14 protein-coding genes are annotated in these 15,378 nt (G+C 70.2%); 11 read left to right on the top strand and 3 right to left on the bottom strand.

From position 1 onward, the window contains the following. Window positions 1-10: 10 nt before the first annotated feature. From ACIQFZ_RS22995 to ACIQFZ_RS23045, 11 genes are all read left to right on the top strand, one after another. On the top strand, window positions 11-364 hold the full coding sequence (locus ACIQFZ_RS22995; RefSeq protein WP_383132481.1) for a YciI family protein: 354 nt from the start codon (window positions 11-13) through the stop codon (window positions 362-364). Continuing rightward, window positions 361-1,614, top strand: a complete 1,254-nt coding sequence (locus ACIQFZ_RS23000) for a DUF6596 domain-containing protein (protein WP_365419454.1) — start codon at window positions 361-363, stop codon at window positions 1,612-1,614. Before ACIQFZ_RS22995 ends, ACIQFZ_RS23000 begins: the two co-directional genes overlap by 4 nt. Window positions 1,615-2,053: 439 nt before the next feature. Next, window positions 2,054-3,058 (top strand): substrate-binding domain-containing protein, encoded by a 1,005-nt coding sequence (locus ACIQFZ_RS23005; RefSeq protein ID WP_365419451.1) that lies wholly within the window; start codon window positions 2,054-2,056, stop codon window positions 3,056-3,058. A 172-nt stretch (window positions 3,059-3,230) separates the two neighbouring features. Then, window positions 3,231-5,714, top strand: a complete 2,484-nt coding sequence (locus tag ACIQFZ_RS23010) for a nitrate- and nitrite sensing domain-containing protein (protein ID WP_402692020.1) — start codon at window positions 3,231-3,233, stop codon at window positions 5,712-5,714. 11 nt (window positions 5,715-5,725) lie between these two features. Continuing rightward, the gene (locus ACIQFZ_RS23015) at window positions 5,726-6,154 is read left to right on the top strand and encodes a roadblock/LC7 domain-containing protein (RefSeq protein ID WP_365419449.1); all 429 of its coding nucleotides are present in this window, start codon (window positions 5,726-5,728) and stop codon (window positions 6,152-6,154) included. A gap of 1 nt (window position 6,155) precedes the next feature. Then, entirely contained in the window at window positions 6,156-6,512 is a 357-nt protein-coding gene (locus tag ACIQFZ_RS23020; RefSeq protein WP_376406429.1) for a DUF742 domain-containing protein, read from the top strand. Beyond that, complete coding sequence (locus tag ACIQFZ_RS23025) at window positions 6,499-7,116, top strand: ATP/GTP-binding protein (protein WP_361422247.1); 618 nt, start codon at window positions 6,499-6,501, stop codon at window positions 7,114-7,116. Before ACIQFZ_RS23020 ends, ACIQFZ_RS23025 begins: the two co-directional genes overlap by 14 nt. A 186-nt stretch (window positions 7,117-7,302) precedes the next feature. Further along, a complete protein-coding gene (locus ACIQFZ_RS23030; protein WP_365419443.1) occupies window positions 7,303-8,325 on the top strand; it encodes a phosphotransferase family protein in 1,023 nt (340 codons plus the stop codon). Between the two features lie 6 nt (window positions 8,326-8,331). After that, the gene (locus tag ACIQFZ_RS23035; RefSeq protein WP_365419440.1) at window positions 8,332-9,555 is read left to right on the top strand and encodes an acyl-CoA dehydrogenase family protein; all 1,224 of its coding nucleotides are present in this window, start codon (window positions 8,332-8,334) and stop codon (window positions 9,553-9,555) included. 260 nt (window positions 9,556-9,815) lie between these two features. After that, window positions 9,816-10,466, top strand: coding sequence for an RNA polymerase sigma factor (locus tag ACIQFZ_RS23040; RefSeq protein WP_365419437.1), 651 nt, complete (start codon window positions 9,816-9,818; stop codon window positions 10,464-10,466). Then, window positions 10,463-11,524 carry a CU044_5270 family protein gene (locus ACIQFZ_RS23045; protein ID WP_402692021.1) on the top strand — a complete coding sequence of 354 codons (1,062 nt, stop codon included), beginning with the start codon at window positions 10,463-10,465 and terminating at the stop codon, window positions 11,522-11,524. The genes ACIQFZ_RS23040 and ACIQFZ_RS23045 overlap by 4 nt, the downstream gene beginning before the upstream one ends. Window positions 11,525-11,591: 67 nt before the next feature. On the opposite strand, the gene ACIQFZ_RS23050 is transcribed toward ACIQFZ_RS23045, so the two are convergent. From ACIQFZ_RS23050 to ACIQFZ_RS23060, 3 genes are all read right to left on the bottom strand, one after another. Then, window positions 11,592-11,813 carry a hypothetical protein gene (locus ACIQFZ_RS23050; protein WP_365419431.1) on the bottom strand — a complete coding sequence of 74 codons (222 nt, stop codon included), beginning with the start codon at window positions 11,811-11,813 and terminating at the stop codon, window positions 11,592-11,594. Window positions 11,814-11,830: 17 nt separating this feature from the next. Next, window positions 11,831-12,184: a hypothetical protein gene (locus ACIQFZ_RS23055; RefSeq protein ID WP_402692022.1), complete on the bottom strand. Its 354-nt coding sequence runs from the start codon at window positions 12,182-12,184 to the stop codon at window positions 11,831-11,833. 329 nt (window positions 12,185-12,513) lie between these two features. Next, a complete protein-coding gene (locus tag ACIQFZ_RS23060; protein WP_402692023.1) occupies window positions 12,514-15,186 on the bottom strand; it encodes a S8 family serine peptidase in 2,673 nt (890 codons plus the stop codon). Window positions 15,187-15,378 lie beyond the last annotated feature (192 nt).

Here is a 15,378-nt window from a genome sequence, read left to right on the forward strand (position 1 = left end):
GGAGCCGACCGTGAAGTACCTGCTGCTGATCAACACCCTGTCGCCCGACTCCACCGAAGAGCGACCGGCCGAGGGACCGACCGTGGAAGAGTTCATGGCGTTCGACAAGGCCGTCTCCGATGCCGGCGTCAAGCTGGCCGGCAACGCCCTGGACGTCTCGAACGCGACCACCGTACGCGTCCGCGTGAATGGTGAGCGCGTCGTGACCGACGGGCCGTTCGCCGAGACCCGGGAGATCGTCGGCGGCTATTACCTGATCGATGTTCCCGACCTCGACGCGGCGCTCGACTGGGCGGCTCGGTGCCCCGGGGCCCGGTACGGCACCGTCGAGGTCCGCACGGTCTGGGAGCCGGATCAGTCTTGAACGAGTGGCGAGCGGCCCGCTCCGTGGAGGCGGTGTTCCGCGAGGACCGGAGCCGGCTGCTCGCCCTGCTCGCGGCTCGGTTCGGAGATCTCGACCTTGCCGAGGAGACCGCCTCCGACGCGATCGAGGCCGCGCTGGAGCGGTGGCCGGTCGACGGAGTGCCGGACAAGCCACTGGCCTGGTTGCTCACCACGGCCCGCCGCAAGGCCATCGACCGGATCCGGCGCGACCGCGCGTACGCGGAGCGGCTGGCGGTGCTCCAGGTGGAAAGCGACCGGGCCGCCGCCGCGGTCCCCGCCGAGCCCGGCTTCGACGACATCCCCGACGAGCGGCTGCAACTGTTCTTCACCTGCTGCCATCCCGCGCTCTCTCCGGAGGCACAGACCGCGCTGACGCTGCGCTTCCTCGCCGGCCTGACCACACCCGAGGTCGCCCGGGCATTCCTGGTGCCCACCGCGACGATGGCCCAGCGCATCGTGCGCGCGAAACGCAAGATCCGCAGTGCGCGCATCCCGTTCCGCGTCCCGGGGCCCGACGAGCTGCCCGCGCGCCTGCCCAGCGTGCTCCGGGTCGTCTACCTCGTCTTCACCGAGGGGTACGCCGCCAGCTCCGGCAACGACCTCGTCCGCCCCGATCTGGCCGACGAAGCCATCCGGCTCGCCCGCATCCTGCACCGGCTGCTCCCCGGGGAACGAGAGGTGACGGGGCTGCTCGCGCTGCTCCTCCTCACCGACGCCCGGCGCGCGGCCAGGACCGACGCTGCGGGAGGCCAGGTGCTGCTCGAAGACCAGGACCGCGCTCTGTGGAACGCCGACCTCATCGCCGAGGGGCGGCGGCTCGTCGTACCGGCCCTGACCGGTCCCGGCGTCGGACCGTACGCGGTGCAGGCGGCGATCGCGGCCCTGCACGACGAGGCGACCGGCTTCGAGACGACCGACTGGCCGCAGATCGTCGCGCTCTACGACGTGCTGCTTCAGATCGAGCCATTCCCGCTGGTCGCACTGAACCGGGCCGTGGCGGTCGCCATGCGCGACGGCCCCGAGGCGGGGCTTGCCCTGCTGGACGCCCTTGCCGAGGCCGAGGAACTGCGCGGCTACCACCTGCTTCCCGCGGCGCGGGCCGACCTGCTCAGAAGGCTGGGCCGCACCACTGAGGCGGCCGCTGCCTACCGGGCCGCCCTCGACCTCGTCGGCAACGAACCGGAGCGAGCCACGCTCGCCCGCAGACTCGCGGAACTCACCGACCGGTGACGGGCCGAAGCCGACGCGGGCGCGCCACACCCCGCACGGTGGCGTCGGGTGGCAGAACCGGCGTCTGCGCCGGGTAGGTGCCGAACTATTGAGGCGCGGCGAAAGGACCGGCAGGGTCAACTGGGCCCCGACGAACTCCGGTTCCTCCGCCGTCCTCCTCGCCCTCAGCGCGCTCACCTCGCCGGTTGGCCGCTCACGCGCGGGCGTCCAGCGCGCGGCGCGTACCGGACCTCAACCGTGCCGTCACAAAAGGCAGATGATCACAATGCGGCGGCAACAAGCCACGACAGGTCGCCGCTCACTTGACTACCGGACGTCACACGCGGTTGGCTCCGGCTCAACGAGAGCCACCCGCCCGGTCGTACGTCCGTCGGCCCTCTGCCCAAGTCCTCCCCCCGTTTGCTCCATGCTCGGCTGCACAGTGAGGTGCCGCACCCTCATGAAGACCCCCCCTTCGCACAAGTACCGCAGATCCGCCCCCGGCACCGCGCTGACGGCCGCCGCCCTCTGCCTGCTCATGACCGGCTGCTCCGGCGCCGGCGACTCGCAGTCCGGGTCGGGTGCACGGGAATCCGGTGGGTCCGGGCTCAAGGTCGCCATGGTCACCCATGGGGCCGAGGGAGACGCCTTCTGGCAACTGGTCCGCAAGGGCGCCGAGGTGGCCGCGGCCAAGGACGGCGTCGAGCTGACCTACACGAGCGACGCCGATGCCGCCGGGCAGGCGAAGTTGGTGCGGGACGCGATCCGGGAAGGGGCCGACGGCATCGCGTTGACGCTGGCCAAGCCGGATGCGATGAAGGGGCCGATCGCGGAGGCCAAGGCGGCGGGCATACCCGTGGTCGGGCTCAACTCCGGTATCGGGTCCTGGCGTTCCAGCGGTGTGCTGCAGTTCTTCGGCCAGGACGAGAGCGTCGCGGGCCGGGCCGTCGGGGACAAGCTGGACGGCTTGGGGGCCAAGCACGCCCTGTGCGTCATCCACGAGCGGGGCAACATCTCGCTGGAGGCACGCTGCGCCGGTGTGAAGAAGGCCTTCGGCGGCCGGACCGACATGCTCTACAGCGACGGCACCGACATGGACGCCCTGACCGAATCGGTCGCAGCCCGGCTGCGGTTGGATCCCGACATCGACGAAGTGGTCACCAACGGAGCACAGTTCGCGCTGGCCGCGGTCAAGTCCGTCCATAAGGCGGGCAGCAGGGCACACGTCGCGACCTTCGACCTGAACAAGGACCTGGTGAAGGCGGTTCAGGACGGAGATGTGCAGTTCGCGGTGGATCAGCAGCCCTATCTCCAGGGCTATCTGGCCGTGGACGCGCTCTGGCTCTACAAGTCCAACGGCAATGTGAGCGGTGGCGGCGTCGCTCCGGTGCTCACCGGCCCCGCCTTCGTGACCAAGGCGAACGTCGCGTCGGTGGCGAAGCCGGCCGCCGGCGGCACGCGCTGAGGACATGCCGTGTACGGGGCGCCGGTGACATGACGACACGGTCGTTCTCCGTCCGCCCGGTCACCTGCGCGGACGGCGTCCCCCGCGCTTCCCGGTCCGTACCGGACGCGCCGTCACCCCGCCCGCTCGTTTCCCCCGTCCCCGTCTTCCCGCAGATCGCTCTAGGACGATGATGTCTCCACGGACACCGACAGGTTCCCGGCGCCGTCTCGGTTCGATACGGCTCTCACTGGTCCTCCTGGCCCTGGTCCCCACCGTCGCACTTGCCGCCATGTGGGGTGTGACCACGACCCAGATGTTCTCCGAGGGCCTCCGGCTGCGCTCACAGACAGCGCTGAGCAGGTCGACCGGCGCCATGGGCACCGACGCGGCGCTCGCCCTCCAGCTGGAGCGCGGGCTGTCGGCGGCGTGGCTGGCGTCCCCGCACGGCTCCCGGGCCGCTCTGGACGCGCAGCGCAGCACCACGGACAAGGCAGTGGCCGAGCTGGTCGGCCAGGCCGACTCGATCAGGCAGGCCCCCGCCCGCATCAAGAACCGGATGTACTCGGTCGTCGCGTCGGTGGGCAGCCTGGAGTACTACCGGGGCCAGGTGGACAAACCGACGGACATCACCGGTGAGCAGGCCCTGGACCAGTACACCGCGATCATCGACGACCAGATCCACGCCTTCCAGGAGCTCTCACAGGTCGACGACGGCGACCTCACCTCCCAGGCCGGTCCGCTCGTGGCGCTGGAGCATGCCGCGGAGCTGGTCTCCCAGGAGGACGCACAGCTCACCCTGGCGTGGTCGTCCGGGCACATGGACCAGAAGGCGTGGGACAGGTTCGCCCAACTGGTCCACACCCGCCGCTGGCTCGTCGAGGACCAGATCGTCCCCTCGCTTCAGGGCAGCACGAAGACGCAGACCGAACGGATCCTGCAGTCGGCGGAGTGGCGGACGCTGGAGGCCGTCGAGGACCGGGTGCTCTCGGCCCGGGGCAAGGCCACCGGCGCGCGCGGGTTCGCGCTGCCGGACGCGCGCGAGCGTTGGGGCGCCGCGATCGACAAGCTGTCCGTCCAGTACTCGACGCTGATCCGGCAGCAGACGGCCGCGCTGCTCGACCGCAGTGCCGACCGGGCGTACGAGCTGCTGCTGAAGGCCGCCGTCCTGAGCGCGGCCGGCCTGGCCGCCCTGGTCCTGTGCGTCGGCATGTCCTGGCGGATCACCCGGTCCCTGTCCCGGCGGCTGCTGGGGCTGAGGATCGCCACGCTCCGCCTTGCGGAGGAGCGGCTGCCCGATGTGGTGGCCCGGCTGGAGCGGGGCGAGAAGGTGGACGTGGACTCCGCGACGCCGCCGCTGGACTACGGCACCGACGAACTCGGCCAGGTCGCCCAGGCGTTCAACGCCGCGCAGCGTACGGCCGTACACACCGCGGTCGAACTCGCCGACACGCGGCGCGGTTTCCAGAAGGTGATCCTCGGGATCGCCAGGCAGAGCCAGAACTTGATCAACCTTCAGCTCAGCAAGCTCGACGCGCTGGAACGGCGGCACCAGGACCCGGAGGTCCTCCAGGGCCTGTACGAACTGGACTCCACGGCAAGCCAGTTGCGCCGCTACGAGGAGAACCTCGTCATCATCAGCGGCGAGCAGCCCCGGCGCAGCTGGACCGAGCCGGTCGCGCTGATCGACATCCTGCGCGGCGCCGTCGGCGAGGTCGCCGAGTACCAGAGGGTGGAGGTACACACCGACGAGGAGGTGTATCTCGCCCCACCCGCGGTGGCCGACGTGATCCATCTGATGGCCGAACTCATCGACAACGCGACCGCGTACTCCGCCTCCCCCAGCCCCGTCGGAGTACGGGCGGCGATGGTGGCCAAGGGCCTCGTCATCGAGGTCGAGGACCGCGGCCTCGGTATGTCCGAAGAGGACTACGCCCAGCTCAACGCCCAGTTGGCCGTGTCCCCGCAGTTCGATGTGGTGGCGCTCGCCGACGACCTGCGGCTCGGCATGTTCGTGGTCGCCCGCCTGGCCACCCGGCACGGCATCACCGTGACCCTGCGCTCCTCGCCCTACGGCGGGACCACGGCGATCGTGCTCGTCCCGCACGACATCGTGGTGCACGAGGCCGCCGGCCCCGCGCAGCCGCAGCCGTCCGAACCCGTGCGGGTGCCCGGGCCGGGGCGTCCGGAACGGACCGGGGAGAGCCCGGCTCCCGCCGTCAACGCCCGGCGGAGGAAGCCGTCCGCGGGGCAGAATGCCTCCCGTGCGGGCGACAGCGGACGCGGGGCGGAACAGACACGTGAGCCAGGGCTCTCCCCGCTGCCGCGCCGGGTGCCGCAGAGCAGTCTGGCCGCCGAGCTGCGCGGAGAGGCCGTGCCCGTCGTCGAGGACGACCCCCTCGACGACTTCACCGCCGAAAGCGCCGCCTCCTCGCTGGCCGGCTTCCAGCGCGGCACACGCGAAGCGCGGCACGACGACACCCAGGAGCGGGCCGACGACCCGAAGGAGGCCACCGCACCGGACGGCGCCACACCGGACGGCGCCACACCGGCCGACTCCGCACCGGACGGCTCCGATGCGCGCGTTCCCGCCGCAGGCACCGCCACCCCCAAGGCCTCGACCGTGTTCGAGCCGGGGGGACATCCACCCTCGACTTCGCCCGCCGACCGCACATGAAGGACACCTACATGACACGCCCCACCCCCGCCACGCACACCCAGCTCGACCAGCTGCTGACCGGTCTCGTGGAACGGGTCGCCGACGTCAACCACGCCGTCGTGCTCTCCGAGGACGGACTGGTCGTCAGCAAGTCCACCGGATTCCCGCGTGACGACGCCGAGCGGCTGGCGGCGACCGCGTCCGGCCTGATGAGCCTCAGCAAGGGCGTCAGCATGGACTTCGGCGGCGGCCCGGTGCGGCAGGCGCTCATCGAACTGGCCCACACCTATCTCATTCTCACCTCGGCCGGACCGGGTGCCCATCTCGTCGTTCTCACCGGCCCGAGCGCCGACGTCGGTGTGGTGGCGTACCAGATGAACATGCTGGTGAAGAAGATCGGCGAGCACCTGAGCGCGGCCCCGCGTCCGGGTGCCGACGCGTCCGGCAACGGCGCGTGAGGTGAACGGAGGCGACGCGGCGGGCCGGCTCGTTCGGCCGTTCACCCTGACCGGCGGACGGACCCGTCCCAGCCGCGCCGACTTCACCCTCATCACGATGGTGACGGCAGTGGATCCGCCGCCCGAGCGGGCCGTCCGGCCCCAGCCCGAACACGCGCGGATCCTGAAGCGGTGCGCGGAGCCGATCACCGTGGCAGAGCTCGCCGCCCATCTCGATCTTCCGGTGAGCGTGGTGGTGATCATGCTCTGCGATCTGCTGGAGGCCGGACGGATCACCGTCAACCGGCCGTCCCCGGTCTCCCGCACCCCGGACCTGGACCTTCTGCAGAAAGTGAGGGATGGCCTTGGCCGGCTCTGACACCACCGCTCGGCCGTCGCCGGCCCCCGACACAGCGAAGATCCTGATTGCCGGGGGCTTCGGGGTCGGCAAGACCACCATGGTCGGGTCGGTCAGCGAGATCGCTCCGCTGCGCACCGAGGAACCGCTGACCGCCGCGGGCCTGGGCGTCGACGACCTCGACGGCATCGAGCACAAGCAAGCCACCACCGTGGCCCTGGACTTCGGCCGGATCACGGTCAGCTCGGATCTCGTGCTGTATCTCTTCGGCACACCCGGTCAGCAGCGATTCTGGTTCATGTGGAACGACCTGGCCGTGGGCGCGCTCGGCGCCGTCGTCCTGATCGACGTCCGCCGGCCGGAGACCAGCTTCGCCGCCATCGACTTCTTCGAGAACCGGGGCATCCCCTTCGTCGTCGGCGTCAACGGCTTCCATGGACGGCACCCCTACCCGCCGGACGAGATCCGGGAGTCCCTGGCGCTGCCCGAACACGCCCAGGTACTGCTGTGCGACGCGCGTGACCGCGAGTCGTGCCGTGACGTTCTGATCGCCCTGGTCGACCAGTTGATCGCCTCGGCCACCCAGGCGGACGCGGCCCGGCCCCGACCGCTCCGGGGCCGCTGAGGTCCGGCGAGACGGAGCGGCGGGCGACCGCGCCCACGACCAGGTACCGCATCCTGGTCTTCAGGATTTCCACGAGGACTGGCGACCGAGACACGGATCACTTTGGCATACAGGCACTGGACGACATACCGACCAGTCGGCATGATGGTCGGTCACGTGATGTCGTCTCGTCTCCCAGGAGCAATGATGAGCCCCGACCACCCACCCGGACTCGATCTCGACCGGCTGCGCGGACTGCTCGACCGGGAGCGGCCAGGGCTGGTGCGGGGCCCTCTGGCCGGCCGGCTGATCGAGGGCGGACGATCGAACCTCACGTACGCGGTCTCGGACGGCGCCTCGCAGTGGGTCGTGCGGCGCCCCCCGCTGGGCCATGTCCTGGCCACCGCGCACGACATGGGACGCGAGCACCGCGTGATCAGCGCCCTGCACCCGACCGGGGTGCCGGTGCCGCGCACGGTGCTGCTGTGCGAGGACGAGGACGTGCTCGGCGCGCCGTTCTACGTGATGGAGTTCGTCGAGGGCACCCCGTACCGCACCGCGGACCAGCTCGCCCCGCTGGGCGAGGAGCGCACACGGAACGCGGTGCTGTCGCTGGTGGACACCCTCGTCGAGCTGCACGCGGTGGATCCGGCCGAAGTGGGCCTCGAGGGCTTCGGCCGCCCCGAGGGCTTCCTGGACCGGCAGCTGCGGCGCTGGGGCAAGCAGCTGGCGGCCTCCCGCAACCGCGAACTGGCCGGCGTCGACGAGCTGCACGCGGCGCTCGGGCGCGCGCTGCCCGTCTCCCCCGCCCCGGCCGTCGTGCACGGCGACTACCGCCTCGACAACGTGCTGCTCGGCCCGGACGACCGGATCACGGCGGTCCTCGACTGGGAGATGTCCACGCTCGGCGACCCGCTGACCGACCTGGGCCTGCTGGTGATGTACAGCACGCCGCTGGGCATGCCCGACTCGCCGGTGTCCACCACCGCCGAGGCTCCGGGCCACCCGTCCGCGGCGCAGCTGGTCGAGCGGTACGCCGAACGCTCGGGGCGGGACGTCTCGGCCGTGTCCTGGTACACGGCGTTCGCCTGGTTCAAGCTCGCCGTGATCCTGGAGGGCATCCACTACCGGTACACGCTCGGCCAGACGGTCGGACGGGGCTTCGACCGCATCGGCGACCTCGTCCCCGTCTTCATCGACCACGGACTGACGACCCTTCAGGAAGGCTGACCGGACATGGACTTCGCGTTCGACGCGCGCACCGAGGAGCTGCGCGCCAGGCTCCTGGCCTTCATGGACGAGTACGTGTACCCGGCCGAAGCGGTGGCCGAGGAGCAGCGGCCCGCGCTGGCCTCGCCGTGGGACACCCCGGCGGTGGTGGAGGAGCTGAAGGCGGAGGCGCGCAGGCAGGGCCTGTGGAACCTCTTCCTGCCGGACGCCGAGTACGGTGCCGGGCTGACCAACCTCCAGTACGCCCCGCTCGCCGAGATCACCGGCCGCTCCCCGCACCTGGCGCCCACCGCGCTGAACTGTGCGGCGCCCGACACGGGCAACATGGAGGTGCTCGCGCAGTTCGGCGACGAGTGGCAGAAGAAGCAGTGGCTCCAGCCGCTGCTCGCGGGCGAGATCCGTTCGGCGTTCGCGATGACCGAGCCGGAGGTGGCCTCCTCGGACGCCACCAACGTCACCACGCGCATCGAACGTGCCTCCGACGGTTCGGACGAGTACGTCATCACCGGCCGCAAGTGGTACATCTCCGGCGCCATGAACCCGGACTGCAAGATCTTCATCGTGATGGGCAAGACCGACCCGGACGGCCCGGACATCCGCCGCCAGCAGTCCATGGTGCTCGTGCCGCGCGACACGCCCGGCGTCACCGTCCGGCGCGCGATGCGGGTCTTCGGGTACGAGGACCACTCCCACGGCGGCCACGCCGAGGTGGTCTTCGACCACGCGCGCGTGCCCGCCTCCCACCTGATCGGCGAGGAGGGAAGCGGCTTCGCCATCGCCCAGGCCCGGCTCGGACCGGGCCGCATCCACCACTGCATGCGGCTGATCGGCATGGCCGAGCGGGCGATCGAGCTGATGTGCCGGCGGGCCGTGTCCCGCACCGCCTTCGGCAAGGCGCTGGCCCAGCAGGGCGTGGTCCACAACTGGATCGCGGACGCGCGGGTCACCGTCGAGCAACTGCGGCTGCTGGTGCTGAAGACGGCCTGGCTGATGGACACCGTCGGCAACAAGGGGGCGCACACCGAGATCCAGGCCATCAAGATCGCCACACCCCGCGCGGTGGTCGGCATCCTCGACCGGGCGATCCAGTTGCACGGCGCGGGCGGTTTCAGCCAGGACCTCCCGCTCGCCGAGCTGTACGCGGGAGCGCGCACGCTGATGATCGCCGACGGGCCGGACGAGGTCCACCAGCGGTCGCTGGCACGGCGGGAGTTGAAGAAGTACCTGTGACCGTGGGGTGAGGAACGGCGGCTCCTCCTCACCCTCTCAACCACGCGAAGAACGCAACTCCTGGCGCTGCTCACACCAGCGCCAGGAGTTGCTTGTCTCCAGTACGAGGGACTGCGCACGGCTGGGGCCGTCCGGCGGGCGAGGCGGGTCACGGCCTGCCTCGCCTCTTCTCGCCCCACCAGGCGGTTTCGCCTGTGTCACCGGCCCGCGACGTGATGCAGGACACCGGAACGGCATGGCGGATGCGGACAACTGGCAGCGTGGACTATTCACTTCACGCCCGCATCAGAGCGGGCCATCCAGAGGCGTTCCGGGAGCTGTTCCGCGCCCATGCGCAGCTTGTCTTCCGGCATGCGGTGCGTGTGACCGGGGACTGGGCGACGGCCGAGGACGTCGTCTCGCTGACGTTCCTGGAAGCGTGGCGGCTTCGCGCGAAGCTGCGGGACGAGGGCGAGAGCCCACGGCCGTGGGTGATGGGCATCGCCGTCAACGTGCTGCGCAACACCTCGCGGGCCGCCCGCCGGCACGCGGCCGCGCTGACCCGCCTGCCGGCCAAGGACACGGTGCCGGATTTCGTCGACGAACTCGTGGGCCGCATGGCGGACGCCGAGGAACTCGCCGCGGCCGGCCGTGCTCTGGCACGCCTCAGACGAGGCGAGCGTGAAGTGTTCACCTTGTGCGTGTGGTCCGGGCTGAACTACGCCGAGGCGGCTCAGGCCCTGGGGGTTCCCGTGGGCACGGTGCGCTCACGGCTGTCGCGGACGCGTACCCGGCTGCGCAAGCTCGCCGCGGAAGAACTGGCTACAGGCCGGACAAGCCCCTACGAGCCGGTAAAACCGGTCCTCGGGAGCGGACAACACCAGGGCAGCCGCACCACAGCGGCCCGGTCGGGAGAGGAGACGGACCGATGAAGCCGACACCGAGGTTCACACAGCCGGACCCCGTGGAGCTGGCCCGCCTGCTGCCGGCACCCGGCGATCCGGAGCTGCCGCGCAACCGTCACCGCCAACTCGAGGACGCCGTCATGGCACACATCCAGCAACTCCACAGTGCCGCAGGCCCCGACCCGGCCGATGCCCCCCGCCCGGCCCGCAGGCGCCTGCGTCGGCCCGTGCTGATCGGCATCCCGGTCGCGCTGGCCCTGGCCGGCGTGGCGGTCGTCGCCCTGAACACCGCGGGCGGACCGGCCGGCCCCGGCGAGCCGGCGCCGGTCGCGGCGCCCGTCGTGAACATCCAGGCGGGCTCCGACCTCACCCTGGCCTCCACGGTCGAGCACATCGCCGAGGCAGCCGACCGCGATGCCCTGCCTGCACCCCGCCCGAACCAGTTCATCTACGTCAAGAGCAAGGTGTCCTACACGACCACGTACGTGAACGGGGACACCAACAGCTCCCACACCTGGGTTCAGCCTCTGCACGCCCGCGAGGTCTGGCTCTCCCCCGACGGGCGCAAGGGCTGGCTCGATGAACCCGGCTACCAGCCCGAGGAAGGCATCACCCTCGACAGCGACGTCACCCGCGACTCCTACAACGAGACCAAGTCACTGCCCACCGATCCCGCGGCACTGCTGAAGAAGATCTACGCCTGCACCAACGGCGAGAGCGACCGCGACCAGCAGGCCTTCGCCACCATCGGCGACATCGTCGGCGAGCAACTGGTGCCCGCGCGAACCGCCGCCGCCCTCTACCGCGCCGCGGCGAAGATCCCCGGCGTCGTGGTCGTGGCTCACTCCCAGGATGCCGCCGGCCGCGACGGAATCGCGTTGGCCCGCCTCGACCCTCAGACAGGCCAACGCATCGAGTGGATCTTCGACCGGGACACCTTCGCCTACCTCGGCAGCCGCGGTCTGCAAGTCGCCCCGGGCCACGACGCCGAGCCCGGCACCGTCACCGAACGCACCGCGATCCTGCAACGGACCGTCGTCGACGAGGAGAAGGAGCGACCCGCGTCACCCGGCCGCGCCTCCTGACCTGGTGACCTGTCCAGACCCGACTACCGGTGGCCGGAGGCGGCCGGCAGTCGGGTCTGCACCAAGTTCACGGCAGTGTCCCGCGCCGCTCGGGATCGTCAGCCGCGGCTCCGGCCGGGTCACCCCGGTAAAGGGCCGAAGGGGGCGCATCCTGTCTGCCGAGCAGTTCCATCGCCTGATGCTGCGTGTGTGCTGCTGCCAGCTGAGCCTCCGCGACAACGTCACCGCGTTCCCGTATCAGATCCTCGTAGATCAGCAGTTGGATTTGTTCAGTGGGGCTGGGTGCCACAGTCGGTCCTTGCGCTTTCAGGCCCGGTTGAGCCGGGCGGCGATTCCGTGCCCGATCAGCAAATACATCACCGCGGGAAGACCATAATTAAGGACGACGCGTAGGCTCTCTGTGTCCATTGTGAAGATATCCTGCGACCACCAGGCCAGCCAGTCCGCCGTTCCGTGCACGAACTCGACGAATACGTTCGCCTGGTTCGCGTCGAGCAGGAACAACAGGATCCACAGGACCAGCAGACCAGCCGCGGTGTCGGCGATCGTGCAGGCCGTCAGCGCCGCCCGCCGACCAGCGGCCTGGCGGCGCATGGAGCGGTCCGGACTCGGGGTCTGGTGGTACGCGGGGTATCCGGAAGCCGGATCTGTGTTGCTCACAAGAAATTCCGATCTGGGGAGGTGTCGTGTTGGCGCGGTCGCCCCGAACATTGAAATTCCGTCCGAGGTGTCGCCCCACTTCTCTTTTCTTCTGCGTCTTGCCGACGCGGTCGCGTTACACCTCGATCGCAATACCGCATCTATGGCTGCCTGTTCCGGGTTGCAGGGACATAGGCGGAAAGTGCCTTCCCACTGTGGTGACAGAGGCTCTGGACGCCTCATCACCCCAGTGCGGAAGGCACTTTCGCGGTTGCCGCTCAGCGGCTGGTCCGGTGTCGCTCCGGCCGTTGTGGCGGAAACGGTGTCATCACGCCGTCATGGAGCGGTCGTCACTGGGCGATGGACGCCTCCAGGTGGAAGGGGTTGCGCAGCTCCGGAGTGGTGCGGCGGGCCTCGACGACGAACTCCCAGACACCGGGCTTGGGCGAGTTGTAGGTGCGCGTCAGCGGGTTGCAGCCGTAGCCGTCGTAGTAGTTGGGGTAGCAGTAGATGGTGCCGGCCGCGGAGGACTCGCCGCTGACGCCCTCGGGGTTGAAGGCCCACCAGCGGGTCTGACTGTCGTCGGCGAGACCGGAGAGGTTGACCGTCAGGCTCTTGGTGCCGGCCGGGACGGCCACGGTGTAGCGGACGGTCTCGTTGCGGGAGACCGTGCCCTCCGCCGACCAGGTGGTGCCCGGGGTCATCGGGGCGGCGGCCTCGACGGCCAGGTAGGCGGACTGTTCGACGGCCAGGGTCGAGGGGTCGTCGATGGTCAGCACGGCGCTGTGGGTGCCCTGGGTGGCAGGGGCGGCGGTCACCTGGACGACGGTCGGGACGTTCTTCTCCAGGGCGACGAACTCGGGTGCGGTGAACGTGCCGTCATTGCCCTGGAGGACGAGCTTGTAGGGCCTGGCGTCGTCTCGGCCGCTGGTGCGGGTGAGGGTGACTTCGTAGGTGCGGGACTCCCCCACCTTCTGGCCACCGCTGCCCGGGGCGCAGCTGTTGAACAGGCCGCTGCCGGTGTTCGGCGTGGCCAACTGGCCGGAGAGCACGGTGCAGACCGGGGCGGAGACGGTGACGTCGTCGGCCCGGGCGACGCCCTTGGCGATCTCCTTGCCCGCCTTGGTCAGGTACTTCCAGGCAGCCGGAACGTCGAACTGGCCACGGCCCTGGGCAATGGCCTCCACTGTGTCGTTGTAGTCGGCCGTGGAGTAGACGGCCCTGCGCAGCTCGGCAGGGGTGACGTCGATCCCGTTCTGCTTGGCCGCGGAGAGCAGCAGTGCGGCGGCGCCGGTGGCCTGCGGGGCTGCCATGGAGGTCCCCTGCATCATGGTGTAGCCGTCGGGCAGGGTGTACCCGGTCTCGGCGACGGGCGCGGAGACGAGCCAGCCCGGGGTGGAGGAGATCGCGGCGCCCGGTGCGGTGATGCCGGGTGCGAAGCCGCCGTCCTCACGCGGGCCGAGCGAGGAGAAGGGGAAGATGCCCTTGTCGAAGCCGGCCTCGGAGCCGTAGTCGGCCCACCAGGTCGCCTTGGAGACCGATGCCCCGACGGCGACCGCCTTGTCGGCCAGGGCCGGGTCGCCGATGGTGTTGGTGCCGGTTCCGGAGTTGCCGGCGGCTATGACGATCTGGACACCGGTGGTGTCGATCAGACGGTTGTAGAGCAGCGCCATGGCGCTGCGGCCGTCGTTCAGGGCCGGGCTTGAGCCGATCGACAGGTTGACGACGTCGACGCCGTACTTGGTGGTGAGGTCGACCATGCCGTCGGTGAGCGCCGCGCTGGAGCAGCCGAGCGCGTGGCAGGCCCGCATGGAGACGAGCTTGGCGCCGGGGGCCTGACCGTTCATGGCGCCGTCGAGCAGGCCGCGCGCGGCGGTGATGCCGGCCACGTGGGTGCCGTGTGCCTCGTTGATGAGGTTGAGGTTGACCGCGAAGTTGCTGCTGCCGACCTTCTTGACCTGGATGGTGAAGGGGACCCGCTGGCTGCTGGTGCTCAGGTAGGCGATCTGGTGGTTCTCCTTGAAGGGCCGCAGCAGCTCCTCGTCGGTGAAGTCGTGGTTGCCGTTGGTGTCGACCCAGACGGCGCCGTCCGAAGGCCGGTAGAGCACCCCCAGGTCGGGGACCTTGCTGCCGTTGGGAAGGGTGGCCGACTTCACGCCGATGCGCAGGTCGCTGTCGGCCGGTGCGGTCCAGGTCGCCCTGCCGCCCGGGTCGGTGAAGGTCGGTCCGGAGACCTTCGTCGACGAGAGGAGGTACCAGGTGCTGTCGAACAGCAGGTCGATGAAGTTGTTGGGGTCGGTGCCGGTGACCGTGTCGACGAGTTTGCGCTCACCGGTCGTGGTGGTGGCCAGCGCGGGATGGGTGGGGTCGACCCCGGTGTCCATGATGCCGATGGTGACGCCCCGGCCGTCATAGGTCGGGTTCTTCTTCTTGAAGTCGACCGAGCCGGTCTCGTTGGTCGGCATGTAGGGGTTGTCGTCGGGCGTCGCCCCGGACGGCGCCGCCGGATGGTTTCCCGCCTCCTTCGCGGCGGCAGCCCTGGCGGCCACGTCGGTCCTGCCGGAGTCGACCCGGGTGTCCTCCAGCTTGAGCAGCTCGTCGACGTCCACCCGGAGCACGTCGTCGAGTGCGACGACCTTGTCGACGTCGGCGAACGGCACGTTGGCCTTGATGTAGCCGATCCCGGGGTCCGTCCTGGTGACCTGGGCTCCGAGCTCCGTCAGGGCCTTCTCGGCCTCTTCGGTACGGCCGTCCTTGACCGCGAGCATCAGGGTGACGAAGTCGGGGACCGCCTTGCGGGCTCCGGCAGGGACGCTACGGGCCAGGTATTGCCGCTTGTACTGCGCGATCAGCGACCGGTCGTGGTTGCCGAGCTTGTCGTGGGGGGAGGACTGCGAGGCTTCGCTGCCATCCGTTGGGGCGGCGGCAGCCGGCAGAGACAGGCCGCCGACGGCCAAAGCGGCGACCAGCGCGGCGGCTGTCCGCCGGGCGGTGCGCGGGCTCGCCGTTCTGAAACGGAACATCAGAGTCCCTCCGAGCTGAGGAGTGATCGGTTGGAACGGCGTTACCGTGTCACCGGCCATGAGCTGCGGAAAGTGTTTCGGCCTGGCGTAATGCCGCCTTGTCGTAAACACGTCAAATCAGGCGTACGACAGCGAGGCCGGGTCGCTCGTCGCGGTCGAACACGACGGGCGACCCGGCCAGGGGCAGGGGCG

The sequence above is a fragment of the Streptomyces sp. NPDC093064 genome (assembly GCF_044754605.1).
Taxonomy (GTDB): domain Bacteria; phylum Actinomycetota; class Actinomycetes; order Streptomycetales; family Streptomycetaceae; genus Streptomyces.

What these genes read in the sequence shown, in the direction of transcription:
- ACIQFZ_RS23060 (WP_402692023.1), bottom strand. Translation starts at nt 15,186, where the DNA reads ATGTTCCGTTTCAGAACGGCGAGCCCGCGCACCGCCCGGCGGACAGCC.
- ACIQFZ_RS23045 (WP_402692021.1), top strand. Translation starts at nt 10,463, where the DNA reads ATGAAGCCGACACCGAGGTTCACACAGCCGGACCCCGTGGAGCTGGCC.
- ACIQFZ_RS23035 (WP_365419440.1), top strand. Translation starts at nt 8,332, where the DNA reads ATGGACTTCGCGTTCGACGCGCGCACCGAGGAGCTGCGCGCCAGGCTC.
- ACIQFZ_RS23010 (WP_402692020.1), top strand. Translation starts at nt 3,231, where the DNA reads ATGTCTCCACGGACACCGACAGGTTCCCGGCGCCGTCTCGGTTCGATA.
- ACIQFZ_RS23015 (WP_365419449.1), top strand. Translation starts at nt 5,726, where the DNA reads ATGACACGCCCCACCCCCGCCACGCACACCCAGCTCGACCAGCTGCTG.
- ACIQFZ_RS23005 (WP_365419451.1), top strand. Translation starts at nt 2,054, where the DNA reads ATGAAGACCCCCCCTTCGCACAAGTACCGCAGATCCGCCCCCGGCACC.
- ACIQFZ_RS23030 (WP_365419443.1), top strand. Translation starts at nt 7,303, where the DNA reads ATGAGCCCCGACCACCCACCCGGACTCGATCTCGACCGGCTGCGCGGA.